This is a genomic window from Yersinia sp. LJYL362, assembly GCF_048323875.1.
This window is the reverse complement of the sequence record NZ_JBLWEX010000304.1, coordinates 15,117-35,479: the sequence shown is the minus strand read 5'-3', so window position 1 is coordinate 35,479 and position 20,363 is coordinate 15,117. Positions and strand designations below refer to the sequence as shown.

Sequence of the window (20,363 nt, the reverse complement as noted above, 5' to 3'; positions counted from 1 at the left end):
GCCCCCTTAGAGCTTGAATTGAATCAAACCAGCCAGCACGCGCAACTGATTGATGATGTTGGGATGGATGACAAAGTTCAGACGGTTCATATCGGTGGTGTCGCGGTAGACCTCTAACGTGTCCTTGTAGTTGTCGAAATCTTCTACAAGACCAACCGGCTCCAACTCTGTCAGGAAGATATCAAGCAACTCTTCTCGGCCTAGCTTAGGGGTCATGACTGGTTGACCTGGTTGCAGATGTTCCAACACATCATCACCGGCTAACTTGTGGCGGGGATAACGATTAGTGAAGCGGTTTTTAATGACATAACGGATATGGCCAAGGGTCGCCGGTGACGTGATATCAAGGTATGAAGTATCTGCATCACCAAAGCTATTAACGCGGTAAGTGGTGATTTCACGCTCAATACACACATTACTGCCGGCATCGACAAAATGCGTGGCCACACCATCGAACAGATGAAGATTGCGTTCAACAGGATCCCAGCGAACTTCTTTAGCCGCAGGAAGGATGCCGGTTAATGCGAGAGTTTGCAGGGGGCGAGCGGGGTCAATGGCCAAAGAATATGCCGCCGTTCCCGCATAAGACGCCGCCCACAAGTAGGCTGGTTGTGGCGCAATGTTGGTTCCCATGCTGGTGATCAGGAAGTCATTACGATTGTTACCCCAGGTGCCAGTTTGGGCATGAGTACCACGAATGGCGGTATACGCAATGGCCTCCACCATGCGCAGTGGCCCCCAACGATCAAGCAGTTCATCACGTAAGGTATTCAGGCTGGCTACATCATTAAACGGGCAAACAATATGATTGAACCAGTCATCACCCAAAGCTGCAATCACACTGGTCATATCCGGTGTTCCGGTACCGCCCGTGAATGCCGCAGTGGTAATACTTAAACCGGCAGGCGTTTGCTCACCCACGTAGTAATTAAGCCGTACATCGAGATCGTTTGTGGTTTGTCCACGCCACTTGGCAGTGAGTACCACGGTACCCGTTTCACCGGCTTTAACCGCAGCAATAACTGGTAACGATGGCAGTGCATTAATGGCTGCAACGATAGCATCAGCAATAGCAGTGGCCGCTTGCTCAGCTTTAACGCCGACTTGTACCGACTCACCACAGACTAATAACGATAATGTCCCAGCGGCGGTAGCGGTACCGGTAACAATAAGCTGAGAGGTTGCCGCAGCACCGGCGGCGATATCGTCAATCCCCATAGCCCAAGTTTCTGTATAGCTGTTGGCCTTACGCAAGGTTTTAAGCATTTCAGCCAACATAGAACCACGCCCAAACAACTGATTGGCCGTGCTGTCACTGGTAATGCGGTTTTGTGTCAGTGGTTCGGCAGTTCCGCTGGTCAGTTGCTGACCGATAACCAAAATCTTATGTTGTTGCGCCGGTGCGCCATTCAGTGCCAGGGAGTTATCAATTTCGATGTAAACCAGTGGCACGCGAATATCATTAGGAATTGAGCCTAGCGACATATTATTTCTCCACTTTTACAGTTTTAGCAGCCGGTGTATTGCTAACGGCTGGCTCAGTTTCAGCGACAGTGGGCGCGAGTTCTGTTACCTCTCTTACCTCAAGATCACCTTCAGAAATCCGGCGCAACCAGAACGCATTCAGGGTTACCGTTTCCCCGTCAGCCGCCAGAAGCGAACCATCGGGCTTGCGTACCTGTAAGTTGGCCTTGGGTTTAAGCATTTTCATTTTCATTACTTTCTTGTCCTCTTACGGGGATAACGGCTTCAATGACAGGAACGCCAGATTTAGGCGTGGCGTGCATACCAAGCCGCAGGAAATCAGGTAACTCACTGATATCAAGATCAGTATCGAGTTTATATTCCTGATTCCACATCACGGCCCACATCGTCAGACCTAAATCATCCAGGCTGCCGCTGTAGATGTTATCGGCGGAAATAGCATCAGCGCGCTTCTCCGCTCCCATACCTTTGGTCGATGCCATTTCAGTGATACGGCGAACAATTTTGGCCACGAGAATTTCACAGCGCAGGTCACGGCCATATCCCCACACATCAGTAGTCATCACATAAGCGGCAAAGGTCACCAGGCCTACAGTGCCACCCGCTTCATGCCGAATGTCTCTGATGCGTAACGCAGCAATACGAACACAGCCATCACGATCAGATAAGTATCGCTTCACTTCTGCTGGGGTATTGAACTGGCCAATGTGTCGCTCAACGACGGGAACCTGGTCAGGGTTATTGCCCTGAATAACTGGGTTTAGCCAGGCAGCAATTTTATCCGCTGCCGCAACCGTACTGCCCAGTGTGACCAGGCTAGGGCGTTCACTACTCACGGTAATACCTCTTTCCAAAAGTCACCGATGACATGCAATAGCTCTTTACTGTTGCTGCTCGAAAGGCCAAGAAACTCACGTTGTGCGATTGACATCATGCGGCTGTGAGCACCAACTGTTTGCCAAACGGGATGTTTAAGCACCCGTCCAAATGCCTGTTTAATCAGGCGTTGATGTGAGCCAACGGAAACGCTGCCATTAAACCCTTCCTGATGAACCCGGGCATATTCCAACGGCGTACCAACCCGCACCTGATTACGTTCAACAACATAGGTAATGCTATCGTTCAAATTTCCGTCACCTTGCAGCAGGCTTTGATTTCCATGACGGGTTTTAGCATAACCGTCTGACCAATCTTGCCAGGCAGTGCCACTGGGTGATTCTTTCTCATCCGTGATACGCCTGCGGGTTTGGGTCTCGACAATCGCGCCAAGGCTCTCCAGTAATTCACCACGCAAACCGCTATCCGCTAAACGCTCCACGGCCTGTTGAAGTTGGGCGAGTTTTTCTGTGCCGAACACTTCAACCTGAATCCCCATTACAACACCCCTTTCAGGCTGTTACGGGTGAATATGCGGGGGTTTTCACCAGTCATAATGACCTTGCCGCTGGTTGTTTCAGTCGGTTGTTCTAAGGTCGGCAATCCCAAATCACGCGTGCCATTCGCAATTTCTTTAATCACTTTGATAGCATCTTCATAGCGCTTACGAACCAGCTCGGTTGCCTGATTGTCTCTGTCAGCCAGCCAGTAGAAAGCGATTGAAATGGCTTGCCGGTTCAGCATTGACGGGACAGTGGTTTCCAACGGCACTTTAAAACGCCGTGACAAGAGCGAATTGATCTCTTCATCGGTAGCCGTTAGCGCCTTGGTAATGGCCACTTCATCGAGTGCATTGGTTTCCCGATTAATGGCCACGTTCCAAACATAAGAACCGTCCGTATCAATCAAGTCCTGGCGGGTTAAGTAAGCGCTCATCATTACTCTCCAGCCACAACAGGTACGACAGTCACGCGCAAATGAGGATCACGTTTTAAACGGGCCGCAGTATCAGCGCTGATAAATGGCGCAAGATTGCTGGTATCCGGTATGCCGCCATCGTTATCAGCAACAGGTTCATCACTGACAAACACATTGATACCGGAATGAGGCCAGAACTGACCGCAACGATAAAACCCATTGACATGAACCGCTGAAACCAAGAGCACTTCAGTCAATGCAACTTCACCAGACTGAGACAGGTCATTCATCAGCGAGCCGATTTGGGCTTGCGAAAGCTCAAGTTGGTCGGCGTCAAGTTGCGTCCCCGCTATGCTGGCTGATTCATGTGATTGGCGATTGTCTTCAATCACAATAGAAACAGTCCGAGTGGTATCACCCGTCACTCCAGTAATTGGCTCATCCGGTTTCTGTGTCGCACTGAGTTGCTCAAGCTGAAGATTTCCTCCCGCATCCAGCGCTGTAACAGCCGACGCTGTAGCGTGTTTATCTTCCGGTGAAAGAACCGTTTCGATTTGCTTTTGCTTTGTTTTTCCACTCACTGTTCCGTCCTCTTTAAAGGGGGTTTTAGCGGGCGTTAAACACCCGCTAAAGTTGGATAATATTGACTGAGCAATACGGTTATGGCGTAACCGGTGGTGTGACGATGAACGGGCTATTCACAATTTTGACGTCCTGGTAATAGATGTTGGAATCACCACCATCGACTAACATGGCCTCAATCAAACGCTTAGCGGCTGCACGATTGCTTTTCCCCACAACGAGCGTGGTTGGCGTAATACCCAAAGGGGTGCCATTGTCTTTGAGCATTCCTTGCATCAGCTCTACAGCTTTCTCGTAGTTCGCGGCAGTCAATGGAGTACGGGAGGCCACAGCGGTTTGCCAGAAACCAAAGCCGACATTGGAACGCGCATCGACACCAAACAGGAATTCGTTGTTCTTGAAGGTATGCTCATTGCTCAAATCATCCAGCGCAGTGAAGTTAAAATCACGACGGTTTTGGTAGATGATCGGCTTGAGGATTTGAGAACCATCGATAAGGAACCACGGTTCACCCAGTTCTTCACCCGTGCCGACAATGTTGCTGTAGGTTCCACCTGCCATCGGATGGTCGGTATCAAAGAAATTCTGACCATCAAAACAAAGTGTATGGAAACCAGCGACCAACAGCGGGAATGTCAGTTTGTCAGGGAAAATCGCCGTATCCTGTCCTATGCGTTGTGCAATAACCGAATACTGACCTACTTGATCATCTTCAATCGATTCACGTTTAACTTTGATCGAGCTTTCCCAAGTCTTGTTGAAAATGGTGTAACCATTTTGGGCTAACTCCGCGAACTGGCGTGCACCAATCCACTCTTTGATCTCCGGCCAGTCACCCAACCAGGCATAGGTATTTGACGCACCACCACTGGGAATAATCGTCGCGATTTCCTGATACAACGGCTTGGCACCGTTAAGACCTTTGGTAAACGACGCATTTAGCGAAGTGCTGATTGCGTGCAAGATTTCAGCATTAGGAGTTGGCATTGCTGTTATTCCTCAGTGGTTTTCGGTTTAGCTGCCAGGAATTCATCTTGACTGATGCCCATGCTGCGACACATCGCCAGCTCGGTATCAGTCAGTTCCGGAGCGGCGTTCTGACCATCTTTTTTCGGGGCTGGTTTGGTATTAACAATCACCGGCGCACCCTTGACGAACTCAGTGAACTGTTGACGTCCACTTTCACTGCGGCAGGTGGCGAGGTACATATCGCGGTTTGCGGGAGCGACCTTGCCGCTGGCAATCGCTGAATCCACCAGAGAAGCAACGTCTTTCTCCGCCAGCACATTCAGTTTGGTTTCTGCTTCTGTGGCGCGGTTCAAGGCCAACTCATAGGTTTCCTTTGGCACAAACGTGCTTAGGTCAGGGTTTTGAGCACGGTTTAACGCCACTTGCTCTGCGGTTTTCAGGCTCTGGATAGCAGTGACGCCGTTTTCAACGGTGGCATCTGCACCCAGGCCCAACGCTGCCGCAATCAGTTCAGGCAGTTTCATATCGGTGTTCTCCGAGTTAAGGGCAGGAAAATCTAAGTTGGGTTTGTTGGTCAGTCCGGCACTGGACAGCTTGGTAACCAATCCATCAGGGGTGTTATAAAATGCGGGGCTGTAATAGCGATATTTACGACCACGGATTTGCGCCGCGCCATCAGCGTTCCAGTTGAATTTACCCATGATATAAGCGCCATCAATTTTGAGGTCTTCTATCCAGGCATAGGCGGGGGCTTCTTCGCCTTTCGGGCCTTTCAGTTCTGTGGCATGTTCAACATCAACAGGAATAAAGAGGCCAGCCAGCGACTTTGCAATTACCGCTTCAGGTTCATTGTTTACCCAAACACGGCCATCGCGCCCCTTAAACAGGCCAATAGGCAGCACAGGAAGCCATTCAGGAAGTGGCTCATCTTCTTTGCCAATATTCAGTTCGAAACAGAGAGCCACGTAATTCGCAGGCATGGAAGTTATCCGCATAGGAAATCATGCAGACAGTGTGAAATGAATGGGGGGGATAGGTGGATTAACCGCTTTCCCTCTAATCGAGGGGCGGAACCGTGTTTAAAACACGTTTAAAAGCGCACAGGAACGTTTAACAAAAATCCTGTGCGTCATCGTATCACAATGCGGGTTAAGGTCACTACGGTAGGTTCAGGTGGGTTTCCCTGTGAAACTAACTATCACCATCGAATACTTGCTGTTTGGTATTGAGCTGACGCTCTAACGCAGCCTGTCGGTTGATTCCAGGATTGTAATTCCAGCCTGGGTCAATCCCTTCTGGGATTAACTCTTCTTCACCTGTTCGCTTATTCAACCACTTCACATTCTTGACAGGTGGAGCCTCAGTTTTTAATGGTGTCTTGGTTTTGCTGACCTGACCGGTAGGTAAACCATTATCATCATAGACAGCGGTGGTTTGTGTTGCGCCGTTCTCAAGCAACTGCTCATATTCATATTTACTGACCTGGCGAATACCGCATTTACAGCCCCAACCATTTGGCCCTGTGTGGGTTAACCAAAATGGATCATCAACCGGCAAACAGATATTGGCCCATTTCAAATGGTCTACACGATGTTCGCGGGAGGGGCCAAGTGTATAGATCAAATATGGCATAGCACGTTTGGTTCGCTCTATGCGTTGCCACTGTCCTGCCGTTCTGGCGGTACGCATGTTGGTATCATAGATGGTCCGTAATCGACTTTCGCTCCCCAACTGTACTGTTTTAGTTTCATTGGTTAGTGGATCAACCATATCGCGGATACCCCACCAACCCCGCTTTACCAACAACGGCTCTAACACTTGCTGAAACTCTCTGAAAGTCTGGCCTGTTGCCAGTGCGTTGGTCACCAGCTCCTTCACGTCATTGAGTAAATCGAGCTGTGTCATTTTGGCAACGGTAAAGGCCGCGCGTTGCTCTTCAAGCCAAACATCACGGAAATCAAATCCAGGCTGAAGATATTTAGCCTTAAACCAGGCCAGTGCTTCTTTCGGTACAATATCGGGAATTTTATCCGGCATCACTTATATCCCCCATACCCCGAGCCAGAAAACAAAGCCGCGCTAGTTGGTCTACAAATTCGTCTGCATCCAGGCTGGCCTGTAATTCAGGCAAACGAGCAAGGAAATCTTCATAACTGGCGGCATCACTGGCCAGCGCTAACACCGGATTAGTGAATGCAGAGCCAACACGCTGCCAATCGCTAATCCCTTCACGGGTCAGCGAGTCAATATCATCAGGGGCAGATTGGCGATTAAGGGCGATATTTTCACGGTTTAGTGCGGTGAACATACCAGCACTATTGGTAGGCTGAAGAATATCGGAACCGGCTTCCGGTTCGGGTAATCCGAATTTGTCACGTAATACTGACGCCTGCACTTTCATGCCACGATCAATCAGTGGGATTAACGCATCCACTAAGGCTTTCAGGTTCTCTGGTTCGTTAATACGCAGACAGACGTTCGGATAGTTATCTTGAGGGCCATAGTTGAGCATGATGAATGGCCGCACCAGAAACTCATTCAGCGTATTCTCAAGTTGGCGGGCATCCCAACGGGCTATATCCATTCTGACCTGATTATGAACATTAGCCTGACTCTGGCTGCTACCATCATCAGTGGTCATTGTCTGGCCCAACACCGCTTTACTGGTTTGTGCGTCGCACCATTCGGCCATTCCCTTGAACAGGTCACCGCCCCCCTGACGGCTGGCCGTTTCAACCATATCAATCTGCATTGATTGGGGAATTGCGCACCCCGCATCCGATGCTAAGGATGCTATAGCATCAATCAAGGTCTGGATATCTTCGGTACTGGCGTTCGGGCCATACTTCCCAAGCGTGATCGGCAAACCAAATTTCTCACCGAAAGCCCACCAGTCACGGACGGTAAAGGATTTCAGCATATACATTACCGCCACCAAACGCGCCAGACCATTACGCAACGGCAAGCCAGATTTCAATCTTGGCTGATGGACGATGTACTTGTATGCGGCCAATGGTTCGCCATGGAATGGTTGTGCTTCGGTCAGAACGTGAACTTGCCGTAACGTCTCGGCATCCATCTTCAGGAACCGTGGGTCAACCCACGAATAGTCACGCGGCACCCATTGGGTGCTTGATGAGATATCCCACAGGATTTCTACTACTGCAATGCCTTTTCCTAAGCCATCGAGCAAATCAAATAGCAGCTCTGGTATTTGTGGCCGTTCAATCATCATCCGTACTGCATCGGCTATTTCAATATCACGGGCATCATCACTGGCGGCTTCTACTGTGGGTTCTATCCCTGCCACGGTCAGCTTGCGGGTACGCAGCACACTTGAATAATGCAGGTCACGTTCTTCCATCTCTTCAGCCAGGATAAAATAATCCAGTGCATTACCTTCAGCCGCCTGGCGCAGTACACCTGCCAGTCGTCGAGGATTCAAGGTGCTGGCCACGCTGATACCTGAGTTAGCTCGGCGCATACCGGTGGAGCGAGCGCGGGTTTGCTCTTCCTGAAGTTCATCTTTATTCACCGTTACCGCTTCGCCGGTAGCAGGATTAAACAGATTGCGGATAGCACCGGTCAGTTTGTTTAACATCAGAGTAGTCCTCGCTGATTTTTCAGCCCACGGGTGGTATGTAACTGGCGGCGTTCTTCTCGCTCATCTGGTCGTTCGGGTTTATTGAGCTTGTGCAGTTCGTAGCGACGGCAGTCTTCTTTGCTGGCCAGAAATGCCAGGAAGATTGCAATAGCTGCATCGCCATGGCGTTTCTTGCCGTCAGTGCCGGTGGTGCGACTGTCATCAATGCCTGGTACACCGCGCAATATCTGAATAGCACCCAAGTCGTTAATCACATCTTCATGTTTCGGCACTACCAGTTCGTTATCTTCAAAGGCAGATTTAAAGCGCGGCATATTTTCACGATAGTGCGGAACAGAAAGCATCACCTGTTCCACTTCATTGCCGTAACGGTATGCCGCTTGCTCAGCCAGATATTGACCATTGCCGCGAGCATCCAGTTTGATACCGTCACGACGCGGCAAGCGATCACAAATGAAATACAATGCCTGCTCTTGCTGCTTGAAAGGGACATTGGCCAGTTCGACCAGGAAAGGAACCTCACGGGTGGTATCGTCATTGACCGTGATCGGCGCAAAAACAGTTAAGTCGCCATTACGGGCAAAGTCTTCACCCAGCGCATGACGTAAGTGGGTAGGTAAACGGTTGAGTACAGGTAATACAATTTGCTCTAGCCATTCCTGCATCTCCAGTGCACGCATAGGCTCGGATAAGGCATTGAATTCAGCGGAGCCAGTAAAGCGTAGAACAGGGCCAGCCCCCCGCGCAGCACGTTCACGGATGGAACGCGGTAAATACACACCGCTGCCGCTTTTCGGCTCACAGTAATATTCCTCCCTGGCATCTTCCGGCGTGGCAGTGTCTTTCAACAAGTTGCCTTTCCACTCGTCTTCAGCCGCCTGGCTCCACTCTTTACGCGTGACCTGACAGATACGACGATAAAGCCCCTCACTACAGGCAATATCAATATCAATACGGTGAACGGAGTAGCGTTTTTTGCCTGCGCGGCTGTCAGTGATAATGGTATTAAAGAGATTATCAATACCGTTATGGGTGGAAATAAGCCGTACTTTAGAACCCCACATCGTCAGTGCCAGCGCCGCTTTAAGTACTGCCGCAAGGTCACTCTGGAATGCCGACTCATCAATAATGACATTGCCCTGCATCCCACGTAAATTCGAGGGATTGGACGACAGCGCCTTGATTTTGAATCCACTGGCAAAATTGATGACATAAACCAGAATGTCCTTATCTTCATCTGCCAACACCTCTTCACCGATATCAGACGCCGCCCAATCATAAGCTTTCGCCCACATCGAACAGGCATCGATAAACTCACGGGCCATGTCTTTTGTCGTACCGACATAGAAGGTATCACAGCCACCGGCACTGGGAGCCATTGAACCATTAAGCGCAGCGTCTGCCGCTTCTGCCCAGGTCAAACCGGTACGGCGTGACTTCTCGGCAATCTTCAGTTGCGAAGTGTCAGCAATCCAGCGCCGCTGATAGGGAAGCAGCACTTGGTCAGCATCGAACTCACCCGATAAAATGGCCGATGCAGACTGATTCCGCAGTTGTTCATGTTGTGGCGTTAATGGGGTCATTATGCAATCCCCAAAATCTGGCGACGAATATCAGCCGCAGTTTCAGCCGAAAGCCCCGCTTGCTTGGTGATTTTTTCGGTTTGAGCGGCAACCTCTTCAGCGAATGCCTGGCGTATCTCTTTTTCGCGCTTGTGGCTGACCATCTGCGCCTGCTCAATGCGCTGCGCCACCAGTGCCAATTGCCCCAAGGCTTTTGGCTCTACATGTTCCTCACCTTCAGCCAGCTTCATCGATGTTTCAAAAGCCAGCGTTTTGACAAACTCCATCAACAGCTTGCCGATATCAGTGGTGGGGGTCTCTCCAAATTTTGTTACCCATACATCAGCCATCTCCCGCGACTGGCGGATACGTGATCCAATGGACTCCATACGGCTGGCATAGCGGTTTAACCCAGTACGACTCACCCGCATCTCTTCAGGCAATGCATGGCCATCAATCAGCTCATTAACCGCTTCCCTGATTTGTTCCTGGGTATAGCGTTTATCGCGCAACATCTGATGGAGTGCATCGCGAATAGGCTCAGGTAGCAAATCAATCTTTGATGGTCGGCCACGGGTTGGGCGTTCATCGCTCATGCTTGCTCCTTGCTGTTTCTAACTGATTTTTACGCTGTTTTTTTATGGCTCTCGCCAGTGTTTTCCAAACGCGGTCATATTCAGGATGGGATGATAGAAAGGTGTTGAGAAAACCATCGGGGGCTGTGGCATCGTATGGGGTACCCTTTGCCTTTTCATAGGCTTGCGCAATAACTTCCCGCTCTATTTCGCTGCAAACCAGAACGGCGGCAAGCTTATCAAAAATACCTCGTTGCGCTGTGGTATAGGGTTTTAATTTTGACATATCAACCCCTTGCCCGTGGTTTCTTAACACCCGGAACAGACGCCAACCCATTCGCCACATCTTCACCACGGCCAGTAATTCGGGCGACAAAGCAACCGGCCACATCGGTCAGACTGACCAACCGTTGCTCACTGAGCCAGCTCAAGTGGGTACGAACTGAATCGCGAGAAAGGCGATGGCCATAGGCTTCCAGGCACGTTTGCAAAACTGACTCGTTGGCACTTTCGCCGCACTCCAACAGGGAGCGCAAAATAACCAACCGTTGATCGCTATCGAGAATGTCACGCATCGCCATTCCTCACTTATCCTTTAATTCGTTTTCTAACAGCAGGTCACTGATACGCTGTACTTGCTGTAATTTAGGCCCGAGTGACAGTAGTTCACCGCGCAAGCTACTAATTTCCAACTGAAGCTGGTGAAGCTCTTTCTGGCTTGGTAACGCCGAAATAGAGGATTGAATCGATTGAATTTGTATTTTAAGTAATTCAATCTCTTCACGTTTCACATAAGTCTTCGCCAAAAACATTTGAATAAGATTGACCGCTGACATAAACAGCGCCCAGACAATGGCCCAGTTACTTCTTATAAACTCCCACTCCATGCTGGGCCTCCTTCAATTCTTTGATTTGCTGGCATGTCACACATCGAACAGCATCAAGTGCTAAACGCTGTAGGGGAATATTCTCCCCACAGTCGTTACAAAAACCGTATTCAATTGGAGCGTCTTTAACACGGTTTAAATGGGCGTTTAACGCCCGTTGTCGGTCATTAATTTCAATGTCACTTGCACGGTCAAAATCATCCATTATTTGACCGCCGGTAACTTGTGTTTACTGGATTTGCTGAATCGGGCAAAACCATCGAGAGTACGAAAGCCTAGATAACCCAATGCTGGTGTTGCTAGCATCAGTGCAATATTCCAATCAGGTTCAGGCATAACTATCAGGTGTCCAGCGGCAGAAGCGACAGATGCCGCCTGTAATCCGATTGACAGCAACAGAACGTAAAAAATCGAGCTATACAGCGACAATCGAGCCATCAGGGGACGGGTGCGACGCACATATTCATCAACTGCGTTATCGCCGTTCCTGATAGTTTCTTGCGTCTCATGATGTTCAGCCTGGCCATCAGCCAACACCATCTTCTGACGATCAAGTTCAATCTGTTGCAGTTGCACTTTCAACGCCTCTAACTGAACAAATTGCTCAGGGGGCAGGTTTGCTAGTTTCTGTTCCAATATGCGTTGTCGGTCTTCTGGGTTTACCGCCTGGTTAATGCTTTCAACGATACCAGCGACACCATCGGCAGTGCTCGCCGTGCCGCCGCCGAACCACCCGCCCACCGTGCGTAAAAAGGTGGGGCCAGCTTTAAGCAATACACTGGCAACGGCCGAAAGTGTTATCGGATCCATAGTGCTCCCCAATATTTAATTGTTTTGCGGAACAGAGGGAAAGCAATGAAACCTAATCCAACGATGGGAAGGCTTATCCAACCAATAAAATGCCAACCAACCAACCCAGCAATCCAAATGCAACCACCACTAATACTTCCCATCCCATAATCAAACAATCTTGTATGCCATTGGGTTTTAAATGGCTGCGAATATATGAATTCTGAGAAAATCACAAATCCAGAAATAAAGGCCCCACACCACACAGCCACGACATACCAACCTGCAAAGAGTGTTAAAACCAACGGAACAAAAATAACGGCCACAGAAAGCAGCAACATGAAATAGTTAGATTTGAAAAGGCTAAGAAGTTTTACCATGGTATTTTTCCTTGTAACGCTGGCATTGCCAGGCAATATCAGTAGGGGCGACTGAATCCCATCCCCGCATATAAAAAGCGGCATGAGTTCCATCACATCCGGTGTAATCAACTGGCTCAGGCTTGGGGCCATTTGCCAGCCTAAATAACACTTCTTTTTTGAGCCGGTCACGGCGACCAGCACGACAACTGTCATCCCAGCCTTTACCCATGATTAGCTTCGGGTTACTGAATGAGAGCCGCCCACAACTTCCCAACAAGCGTTAGCAACCGCATCCAAACGATTGAACCAACCGTTCAGATATTTAGCCTGGGAAGAATTGGATTTAATGATTTCCGCGTAATAGCGGCTGCGGCGTAGGAGGTAGCGAGTTAACAGCCACTCAGGATCAGCACTGATAACAGCGGCGGTGGTTTTAGGGCCAACAATGCCATCAGCCACAACCCCCGCAGCCTCTTGTAGCAGACAAAGGGCTTTTTTGACACCATGCTGTACCGCTGAATCAAAGACCAGCAGGGAAATGCCATCTGGCCAACTAGGGCAGTAGGAGGGATACCAGTAGTCGCGGTAATAAATTTGCGTGGCCTGGTCTAACGTGAGGTCTTTGATGCGCGTGTCGGGTTTGCTATCACCATCAACATCGGTCATGCCATCAGCCAAACCATCACGTTTATCGGAGATCCCCCAATGGGTTTCTCCACCTTTGTCCGTAGGGTCATTGACATAGCCTCCTTCGGAGCCAAGAACAAAAGCGATAGCATGAAGTAATGCAGGGGAGGAAATAACAGCGTTCATTTGCACCTCTGGAACATGGAAACCGGTTAATCCGGTATTTGTTCCAGTGTGCTACGGGCATAAAAAAAGCCGGATTAACCGGCTTCATTGTATTTTTATTGTTTTAATTCCAGGTAACAAACCCTTCAACCATACAGGCTAATGCAGGGACATTACCGATAGACAAATATTGTGTGGTGAAGTTATAGCCATCAACAAGGTCGGAGCCTTCGTTGAGATTAAGCGCTGACTGTTGAATTAGTCCTTTAATTTTGTTTGAAGCATCTACAGTAACATTTTGCATAGCGACTTCTGCTAACTTCAAACAAACGTCAACAACATGCTGTGCTTCAGTGTCCGTATTTTTCTCTGAAATAAGACTGAATACAGTAACTGAATCATCAGCGATAGAGTAGACGTCGCTACCAACCCGCGCACTTTTTATTGCTGTGCTATCCGGGGCTTCAGCATTTTTCCACTTATCGGCCTTAACCAATCCTAATGACTCAAAGCGTTTAATTAGTGTATTTTCATCCGGTAAGCGCGTGTCAGCAATAGCAAGACTCATACTGAATGATAACGCTAATAAAAGACCGATCAGCTTAGTCACAAACATGTCCATTGCTCCTTAAAATAGTTCCGGTTGTCTTTTCTTGCTTTCTAACTTTCTCATCCGTCGGATAGCTTTATACACTGTTTTATAAGTTACATGATAGCGCTCAACCAGTTCATGAATGTTATGCCCATCAAAATCGCGCCAGATACGCATATCACGTACCAAGTCCTCTAACACCTGACCGCGCGGAAAATAGACCTGACTACCGCCAATCTGCTTGCTGATGGCTACTACCAATTCCAATGAATGCTTACCGTTACCGCCCAACCGTTCCAACTCACAGCGCAACAGTTCATTTATCTGTTTCAATAATTCAGGGAAACGACCACGTTCAGAATCTCCCCCTTCCAAATGTTCCAGAATAGAATCATCCTGACTATCGTCGAATAGCTCTAAGTTATCAGCCATTTTGCTCACCTCGATTACGCGCTAACCACTCTTTCCCGCCAGGCATGGTTGATACATCTTGACCAAGCCGATTCATATGGCTCAAGTATTCATCACGCCGACGCTCATGATCGACCACATTGTTAGCAGCGTTTTTTTCACGGGCAGCAATATTGCTGGATTGTGCGAATATCTGTTCGGATGACTGATAGACCGTTTTCAAATAGTTATGATTTGATAACGGTTTTTTATCCCCAAGTGCGCGTTTCTCACGAATACGCTCAACTGTTTCACTGAGCGCATGAGCAAGAACGCGACCTGGCGCGTAAAGCTCCAATACCTCAGATGCCAACTTGAGGGCGCGACTATTACTCAGGTTGGATTTTTCACGGCGAAATAGACCGATATAAGCAACAAGATGCCGCGCACAGCTACCAGGTAGGTCTGCAATTATTTTCAGAAGTTGGCGGCTGGCATCATCTTCACATAAAGCCTCAAGATGCCAATCAGTGTGACAAATAGGGCAACGGCTGAGTTTCATAAGCTGGCCTCATAGGCATTTGCAATAACGGGATAATCACGCGACTCATCACCGGTCATAGGGTTAACAGGCAGAGCTTTACGGCGAGCCACCATTGATTCGAGCATAAGCCGGATATGCCACTGTTTGATGCACTCAAGCACACGGAACGCCAGCAAGCCATCAAGCCAACCCACTTCGGCAACGCCTACACCTTTATTGAGCTGCGAGGTCATGCGTCTAACATAGGCGTTCAGTGCCAGTTCATCATCACTACCGACAAATCCATGTAAAAACATGGTGTTCCAAACGGCCCGAATTTTAGGAATTTCAGCAGCCCGTGAAAGGCCTTTTGAATTGGGTTTAACGCGGGGTGTAGGTTTCTTGAAACGACGTTTAAACCCCCGTTGCTGGAACTCGGAATACACATCTTGCAGTTCCTGATGAGACATCACAGAGCAGCTTGTTTTGCCATTGGCGGCATTGGCCAGCAATACTCGGTAAGTATCGTCATCAAGTTTTAATTGCGCCTTAGCAATATGGATTAAGCGTATAAGTTGAGGCTTATTCATCGTTTTCTTCCTCGGTTTCATTATGATGAGAAAGAACAATCGGACAGGTTTTAAACTGGTCTAACGCAATACCTACTCCAATACGTAACCATTTAGCCTCTATGGAGTCAGCCGGTAATACCTTTTCAAAACCATCGAACCTAAGGTCAGCATCGTTATGGTCCAAAATGGTTTGGCAATTTGATACACGGTTTTTATGCCATTCCACTATGTGTACCAAAATATCTTTTAATTCGGGGTTATTAACTTCCATGATATTGATACCTCTTGATTTAGGCGTAAGCCAGCCCTGACGGGTTTACGCCATATTTAAAGTGATTTAATAAAGTTCTAAATTACCCTGCGGGGGTTAATGCCTTAATATTGGCAAACCAAGGCTCAAGACTTATTTCAACAATAACTCCCTGATTAAAGTCACTCGCTGGTGCAACTGTTCTGACGGCTTTACCACCCCGTAATACTTTATTGGGCTGATAAATAAAGCCACTACCAACAGGATATTTTTTATTAAACTCTTTAGCGTTCATTCAAACCCCCGCGATATCTAAGCTGATTTGCACATATTTACCATTTGGCTGGCGCTCATAAATCCGCAAATACTGGCTGGTGCCACTAATCTGGATTGAATCAGCGATAGCATCCATCGCTTCCAGCCAGCGCGGATCATCAATATCAACCTGACGTAATCTTAAAACCTCATTTATATCAATGCGGCCCTGTTTATTGACACGGAAAGCATGGTCCACTAGGGCTTTGATTTTGTCATCTGCGCCATCTGACCACTCAGTTACACAGTCATCAATCAGTTTCTTTGCCGCCTGAATGCGCTCATCGAATACGCGATGGTCACCTACAGCACGCAAGATTTTAAACTGGCCATCAAAGCTCGGCAGTGTCACATTGCCCTTGGTGCCACCATATTCCACACCGTACTCTTTGGATGACAAGTCAATGAAGTCCTCTATTTGCTTCATTGATGCAGCTTTGAAAGCTGCCATGGCCACGCGCAGCGCCTTAGCCGCTTCAACAATACTTAACACCGTATCGTCACGCAGATTATCAATAGGCCGAATTAGATTTTCAGGTACAAGATAGCCTTGGCCATTCCGACGATAGCCAGATTGTTCGATTTCTTTATTCATATTGTGCCTCAATGTTTTTTGTTAGCATTGGAATTCGCAAACATACTTTCACCAACCTTTTTCACCACATCTTCGATAATTGACGGCTGGACATTAACAAATTTATTTAAATATTCAGTTGCGAAAACTTTTGCAGCAGGATGATTACTTGAACTTATTTCCTGTTTAATACCTTCGTTCTCTGTAATATAAATATCCGTTTTAATAGTCATTATTTTTATTTTACTCATTTCCTATCTCCAGTAGATGATGCAACCTTGAATCGTTGCGGCTGAGACTGCGTGATAGTTGTGCGCCTTACGTTTAAGGTCAGCATCGGGGGCCTTCACTTCCACGATAGGGCGAGAACGGCTAACGTTAACATGTTTAATTTCAACATTTCGGCGTTGCAGCCAGCCAAGCGCATTAACCAATTTGGTTGGATTAATCATATTGAAATGCCCTCTAAATCTTTTACCGCATCACGAATATGCTTTTCACATAGCCTTTCATTGCTACCTGTGGCAAACATAGACGCTAACCGTAAAGTGTGTGAAATAGTCCGTAATGCGCCTGGTTTCTCTGATAGAACCTGAATCAGTTCACGTTCAGCTTTATCAAATAAGCCCCAAGCATCGGCGATGGCATCAACATCAGCCTTTTTAGTTTTTAGGATAGAAACCTTTTTAGCTATACGGCTAAATAAACGAGCAAAGTCCATATTGCGGCTATTACCGCCCGTTAACTTGCTATATACCTGATGGTTACCAACCAATGTCAGACCAACAGCGGTTTCTTCCTGCAAAATACGCAGTTCTTCTAATACCGGATATTCCAGATGGTCAGCTTCATCGATAATAATTAAACCATTTGTTCCACGTAATTTGCGACGAATAGCGCGACCTAATTGACCGGAACGACGAGGGGCATCACCAATACCAATTTCTAGTGCCAGCTCATATAGACACTCACTGAGGCTGGCGCGGGATGGTGAAACCGTAATTAGCCAGACGTTAGGACGGTCGGCAACGAACTGCTGCAAAGAGCGCGTTTTCCCTACACCAGAATTGCCATAAATAACTGTGATGCATTGTGCTATTTGTGAATATTGCAGCGCATTCCAAATTTGTTTTACTGTGCGGGTTTCAATGAAATCAGGGGCTGCTGGCATTTCAGTGGTACGGCGTTTACGGTTATCAAGCCAGACGCTTAATTTAGTCGCGATATTATGATTGTCACCCTTATATTCACCTTTCATAAACTGTGAAATAGAGCCGGTTGAAATACCAACTTCACGCGAAACTGCAGCATAAGTGACGTCAGAGCTGTCAACAATAGTGCGAATAGTTTCCCGAATATCGGCAATTTTTTCTTGCTGTTGTTCTAAATCAATTACGTTACTCATTATATATCTCCGTTAAATCTGTTTATTTTGAAATGCGCTATAAAGCTGTGTTATTGCATTACCAAAGGCTTCTTCTGATTCATCTGCGTCAATATCTTCCTCCACTAATTGCCGCCTCATGGTATTGCCATTAGGGCGTAAGATTTCTACCACCCTTGACTCTGGCGGGGCGGGTGGAACGGTATCAGGCATAAGTTCTGCGGCTTCCAGCGTAGACATTCTTTTTTGTGCTGCTGCCGCTTCTTTAGTTCGTTTAATAAATTGAGTGCGATTTCGTTTATGTTCACGCGCCGCTTGAGTATCACCAAAGCCTACATTTTCAATACATTGAGCTTCGCCAATAAATCTGCCATCCAGCGTGTAGCACAGAACGCTGTTATGCAGGTTTTGTGGATCAAAACGGATAATGACTTTATTCGGTTTTATGCCAATCAGACGCTCACTGTAATAACGGTTACGACGCTGATTAATTTTCCCACCGGCTTCCATGACAAAGGTGCCAGATTCACTGATTCGAACCGCTTCTGCTGGCAACAACAATAGGCGGCGCTGTTCAGCGGTAGCCTTGCGAATTAGGCTCTGCTGATAGCTTTCTTCAAACGCCTGATCAAACGACATAACACCACGGCAAATCTCGGTTTGGCGATTAGGGCGACGATTCCAAAAAGCTATCCCCTCAGCTAATGCCTTGAGGAATATATCGGCATCAACGGCCCGTTCACCGTAATTATCGGGCTTATCCATTGGGTTATCGCCGGTATGAGCGCCTGATAATAAAGGATGTTTATCTACCGTTTCGCCCAAGCCACCATGCGAGAACGCACGTTCTACTGGCTTAGCCTGACCATGACCACGGCCAAATAGGACGCTAGTCCAATGCAGTTTGATACCTAGCAATGGGATAATCCCCATAGGGTCATCTTCTTTAACCTTGAATCGATAACGGTTAGGAACGCCACCCGTAAGCCACTTGTTTGCCGCTGCGCGGGTGTTATCAATGGTCAGTTGTTGCGGTATACCGTAGTTTTCTATCAAGTCGGAAAGTGAAAGCCGAATTGAATCAGAGTTCTCACTTACATCTGTACGCCAAGCTAATATTTTACGGGTGCGTATATCTTGCCAAATCCATGTTTTCGGCCGCAGTATTTCGCCGTTATGCCAACGAACAAATACGTTATGTTGATATCCATCGCCATTTACCCATTCCATGGCGGATAGGTCAGCAACAGTACGCTCTTGAGCTGGGTAAAGACGCATGACAGCATGTTGCCCTTCGCGTAAGAGAACTCGCTGTTCAACGGGGATTTCGCGCTCCATCTTACGGCGCATAGAAGACATGCTTGGAATCATCCAGCCATGAGAAAGCGCAACTTCTTCCAATCGAGCAAATGCGGTGCGGAAAGCTGGACGCTCGGGACGCAGAAAATCTGCTAAAAAGAAATCCCAGGCTTCCTGATCACAATCAGCTTCTTTCTTTTTCCGTGCTTCAATGCTTTTCCCGTACTGGCCAATCAAAGCCGCCATCCAGTCTTCACGGGCGAATTTACGTGCTGTGTAGTACCAGCGGCGAATTGAAGCTACAGAAGCACCATGCGTTTCAGCCACAGCATCAAAGGCAGTAACAACATCAATGCCTGTGTCAGTCAATGTCGCCACCGCCTGAACAGCCTCGGTTTTCTTTTGCGCAGCATTGCGTTGCTTTTCTGTTGCTATATCCCAATCACGCCACAAAAGCTCACGACAATAGTTATTAACCGGCTCAGATTTCGGTAAGAAAAAAGGTTTGTTATTAATTTCAACCGCACCACGGGCTTTCAATACCATTGACCTGGCAACCGGCGATAAGCAATTAATATGGTACTCAATTGCTTTTGAACCTTGACGCTTGCGCATCTGGCTCTCAGTGGCATTCTTTTTCAAACGATTACTGATATTGAAGGGTGCCGTCGGCATATTCGGCAGACCGACGCATTCTTGTGCTGTTAGCCAAATATCCATTGGTTCAATCCGTAATCTGTTGTGGATAACGGCTTGGCCAGATCACCGCTGGCGAAACCTTGATAACATCAGCAACCATCTGCTCATATTTCGGACACTTACGGTCTAACACATTCCGTAAGGTATCTTGGTTCAATCCGGCTTCACGTGACAGCTTGCGTAGATTTGTACCCCGAATTTCTAACTCAGCGCGTATTTTTGCGCGATGCCAATCAAGGCTACCTTGCGCTTGCTCACCCATCATGCGATCCTCACTGGTTTGTATGCAGGCCGATAACACACGCGCGTTATCGGTATGCATACAAATATATCGCATAAAAACACGAAGTCAATCTTTGTCCGT

31 protein-coding genes are annotated in these 20,363 nt (G+C 47.9%); all 31 read right to left on the bottom strand.

Going from position 1 to position 20,363, the window contains the following annotated elements; all coding sequences use genetic code 11:
- Positions 1 to 6: 6 nt before the first annotated feature.
- The 31 genes from ACNSO8_RS23160 to ACNSO8_RS23010 all read right to left on the bottom strand — a co-directional run bounded on the left by ACNSO8_RS23160 (position 7) and on the right by ACNSO8_RS23010 (position 20,321).
- Positions 7 to 1,485 carry a phage tail sheath subtilisin-like domain-containing protein gene (locus tag ACNSO8_RS23160; protein WP_050158057.1) on the bottom strand — a complete coding sequence of 493 codons (1,479 nt, stop codon included), beginning with the start codon at positions 1,483 to 1,485 and terminating at the stop codon, positions 7 to 9.
- A gap of 1 nt (position 1,486) precedes the next feature.
- Entirely contained in the window at positions 1,487 to 1,717 is a 231-nt protein-coding gene (locus ACNSO8_RS23155; protein ID WP_083167511.1) for a DUF2635 domain-containing protein, read from the bottom strand.
- On the bottom strand, positions 1,698 to 2,321 hold the full coding sequence (locus ACNSO8_RS23150; protein ID WP_418396055.1) for a hypothetical protein: 624 nt from the start codon (positions 2,319 to 2,321) through the stop codon (positions 1,698 to 1,700). Before ACNSO8_RS23150 ends, ACNSO8_RS23155 begins: the two co-directional genes overlap by 20 nt.
- On the bottom strand, positions 2,318 to 2,860 hold the full coding sequence (locus ACNSO8_RS23145) for a phage virion morphogenesis protein (protein WP_023160757.1): 543 nt from the start codon (positions 2,858 to 2,860) through the stop codon (positions 2,318 to 2,320). Before ACNSO8_RS23145 ends, ACNSO8_RS23150 begins: the two co-directional genes overlap by 4 nt.
- The gene (locus tag ACNSO8_RS23140; RefSeq protein WP_418396054.1) at positions 2,860 to 3,297 is read right to left on the bottom strand and encodes a gp436 family protein; all 438 of its coding nucleotides are present in this window, start codon (positions 3,295 to 3,297) and stop codon (positions 2,860 to 2,862) included. The genes ACNSO8_RS23145 and ACNSO8_RS23140 overlap by 1 nt, the downstream gene beginning before the upstream one ends.
- Positions 3,298 to 3,299: 2 nt before the next feature.
- A complete protein-coding gene (locus ACNSO8_RS23135; protein ID WP_418396053.1) occupies positions 3,300 to 3,860 on the bottom strand; it encodes a hypothetical protein in 561 nt (186 codons plus the stop codon).
- 79 nt (positions 3,861 to 3,939) lie between these two features.
- Positions 3,940 to 4,848 carry a Mu-like prophage major head subunit gpT family protein gene (locus tag ACNSO8_RS23130; RefSeq protein WP_057630040.1) on the bottom strand — a complete coding sequence of 303 codons (909 nt, stop codon included), beginning with the start codon at positions 4,846 to 4,848 and terminating at the stop codon, positions 3,940 to 3,942.
- Positions 4,849 to 4,853: 5 nt separating this feature from the next.
- Complete coding sequence (locus ACNSO8_RS23125) at positions 4,854 to 5,810, bottom strand: phage protease (RefSeq protein WP_418396052.1); 957 nt, start codon at positions 5,808 to 5,810, stop codon at positions 4,854 to 4,856.
- Positions 5,811 to 6,021: 211 nt separating this feature from the next.
- Positions 6,022 to 6,867, bottom strand: a complete 846-nt coding sequence (locus ACNSO8_RS23120) for a phage minor head protein (RefSeq protein ID WP_418396051.1) — start codon at positions 6,865 to 6,867, stop codon at positions 6,022 to 6,024.
- Positions 6,857 to 8,431 carry a DUF935 domain-containing protein gene (locus ACNSO8_RS23115; protein ID WP_418396050.1) on the bottom strand — a complete coding sequence of 525 codons (1,575 nt, stop codon included), beginning with the start codon at positions 8,429 to 8,431 and terminating at the stop codon, positions 6,857 to 6,859. The genes ACNSO8_RS23120 and ACNSO8_RS23115 overlap by 11 nt, the downstream gene beginning before the upstream one ends.
- The gene (locus tag ACNSO8_RS23110; protein ID WP_050131245.1) at positions 8,431 to 10,017 is read right to left on the bottom strand and encodes a terminase large subunit domain-containing protein; all 1,587 of its coding nucleotides are present in this window, start codon (positions 10,015 to 10,017) and stop codon (positions 8,431 to 8,433) included. The genes ACNSO8_RS23115 and ACNSO8_RS23110 overlap by 1 nt, the downstream gene beginning before the upstream one ends.
- The gene (locus ACNSO8_RS23105; protein WP_050131247.1) at positions 10,017 to 10,592 is read right to left on the bottom strand and encodes a DUF3486 family protein; all 576 of its coding nucleotides are present in this window, start codon (positions 10,590 to 10,592) and stop codon (positions 10,017 to 10,019) included. The genes ACNSO8_RS23110 and ACNSO8_RS23105 overlap by 1 nt, the downstream gene beginning before the upstream one ends.
- Positions 10,582 to 10,857, bottom strand: a complete 276-nt coding sequence (locus ACNSO8_RS23100; protein ID WP_418396049.1) for a hypothetical protein — start codon at positions 10,855 to 10,857, stop codon at positions 10,582 to 10,584. The genes ACNSO8_RS23105 and ACNSO8_RS23100 overlap by 11 nt, the downstream gene beginning before the upstream one ends.
- 1 nt (position 10,858) lies before the next feature.
- Complete coding sequence (locus ACNSO8_RS23095; protein ID WP_342079961.1) at positions 10,859 to 11,146, bottom strand: ArsR family transcriptional regulator; 288 nt, start codon at positions 11,144 to 11,146, stop codon at positions 10,859 to 10,861.
- A gap of 9 nt (positions 11,147 to 11,155) precedes the next feature.
- The gene (locus tag ACNSO8_RS23090) at positions 11,156 to 11,458 is read right to left on the bottom strand and encodes a DUF2730 family protein (protein ID WP_023160746.1); all 303 of its coding nucleotides are present in this window, start codon (positions 11,456 to 11,458) and stop codon (positions 11,156 to 11,158) included.
- Complete coding sequence (locus ACNSO8_RS23085; RefSeq protein WP_418396048.1) at positions 11,433 to 11,663, bottom strand: TraR/DksA family transcriptional regulator; 231 nt, start codon at positions 11,661 to 11,663, stop codon at positions 11,433 to 11,435. Before ACNSO8_RS23085 ends, ACNSO8_RS23090 begins: the two co-directional genes overlap by 26 nt.
- On the bottom strand, positions 11,663 to 12,268 hold the full coding sequence (locus ACNSO8_RS23080) for a hypothetical protein (RefSeq protein ID WP_050158034.1): 606 nt from the start codon (positions 12,266 to 12,268) through the stop codon (positions 11,663 to 11,665). The genes ACNSO8_RS23085 and ACNSO8_RS23080 overlap by 1 nt, the downstream gene beginning before the upstream one ends.
- The gene (locus ACNSO8_RS23075) at positions 12,256 to 12,627 is read right to left on the bottom strand and encodes a hypothetical protein (RefSeq protein WP_418396047.1); all 372 of its coding nucleotides are present in this window, start codon (positions 12,625 to 12,627) and stop codon (positions 12,256 to 12,258) included. The genes ACNSO8_RS23080 and ACNSO8_RS23075 overlap by 13 nt, the downstream gene beginning before the upstream one ends.
- A complete protein-coding gene (locus tag ACNSO8_RS23070) occupies positions 12,611 to 12,838 on the bottom strand; it encodes a hypothetical protein (RefSeq protein ID WP_408549247.1) in 228 nt (75 codons plus the stop codon). Before ACNSO8_RS23070 ends, ACNSO8_RS23075 begins: the two co-directional genes overlap by 17 nt.
- Positions 12,839 to 12,840: 2 nt before the next feature.
- On the bottom strand, positions 12,841 to 13,422 hold the full coding sequence (locus ACNSO8_RS23065; RefSeq protein ID WP_418396046.1) for a glycoside hydrolase family 108 protein: 582 nt from the start codon (positions 13,420 to 13,422) through the stop codon (positions 12,841 to 12,843).
- A gap of 103 nt (positions 13,423 to 13,525) precedes the next feature.
- On the bottom strand, positions 13,526 to 14,017 hold the full coding sequence (locus ACNSO8_RS23060; RefSeq protein WP_226719021.1) for a hypothetical protein: 492 nt from the start codon (positions 14,015 to 14,017) through the stop codon (positions 13,526 to 13,528).
- A gap of 12 nt (positions 14,018 to 14,029) precedes the next feature.
- The gene (locus ACNSO8_RS23055) at positions 14,030 to 14,425 is read right to left on the bottom strand and encodes a Mor transcription activator family protein (protein ID WP_050131260.1); all 396 of its coding nucleotides are present in this window, start codon (positions 14,423 to 14,425) and stop codon (positions 14,030 to 14,032) included.
- A complete protein-coding gene (locus ACNSO8_RS23050; protein ID WP_408549244.1) occupies positions 14,418 to 14,945 on the bottom strand; it encodes a hypothetical protein in 528 nt (175 codons plus the stop codon). Before ACNSO8_RS23050 ends, ACNSO8_RS23055 begins: the two co-directional genes overlap by 8 nt.
- Positions 14,942 to 15,496 carry a gp16 family protein gene (locus ACNSO8_RS23045; protein WP_226719017.1) on the bottom strand — a complete coding sequence of 185 codons (555 nt, stop codon included), beginning with the start codon at positions 15,494 to 15,496 and terminating at the stop codon, positions 14,942 to 14,944. Before ACNSO8_RS23045 ends, ACNSO8_RS23050 begins: the two co-directional genes overlap by 4 nt.
- A complete protein-coding gene (locus ACNSO8_RS23040) occupies positions 15,489 to 15,749 on the bottom strand; it encodes a hypothetical protein (RefSeq protein ID WP_167311059.1) in 261 nt (86 codons plus the stop codon). The genes ACNSO8_RS23045 and ACNSO8_RS23040 overlap by 8 nt, the downstream gene beginning before the upstream one ends.
- A gap of 82 nt (positions 15,750 to 15,831) precedes the next feature.
- Positions 15,832 to 16,023, bottom strand: coding sequence for a hypothetical protein (locus ACNSO8_RS23035; RefSeq protein WP_083167555.1), 192 nt, complete (start codon positions 16,021 to 16,023; stop codon positions 15,832 to 15,834).
- Positions 16,024 to 16,638: a DUF3164 family protein gene (locus ACNSO8_RS23030; protein WP_221872379.1), complete on the bottom strand. Its 615-nt coding sequence runs from the start codon at positions 16,636 to 16,638 to the stop codon at positions 16,024 to 16,026.
- Between the two features lie 8 nt (positions 16,639 to 16,646).
- Positions 16,647 to 16,868 (bottom strand): hypothetical protein, encoded by a 222-nt coding sequence (locus ACNSO8_RS23025; RefSeq protein ID WP_057630010.1) that lies wholly within the window; start codon positions 16,866 to 16,868, stop codon positions 16,647 to 16,649.
- A 197-nt stretch (positions 16,869 to 17,065) separates the two neighbouring features.
- A complete protein-coding gene (locus ACNSO8_RS23020) occupies positions 17,066 to 18,022 on the bottom strand; it encodes an AAA family ATPase (protein ID WP_083167562.1) in 957 nt (318 codons plus the stop codon).
- A 12-nt stretch (positions 18,023 to 18,034) separates the two neighbouring features.
- Entirely contained in the window at positions 18,035 to 20,020 is a 1,986-nt protein-coding gene (locus ACNSO8_RS23015) for a transposase domain-containing protein (protein ID WP_226719012.1), read from the bottom strand.
- A 4-nt stretch (positions 20,021 to 20,024) separates the two neighbouring features.
- On the bottom strand, positions 20,025 to 20,321 hold the full coding sequence (locus tag ACNSO8_RS23010; RefSeq protein WP_418396045.1) for a helix-turn-helix domain-containing protein: 297 nt from the start codon (positions 20,319 to 20,321) through the stop codon (positions 20,025 to 20,027).
- Between the last annotated feature and the right edge of the window lie 42 nt (positions 20,322 to 20,363).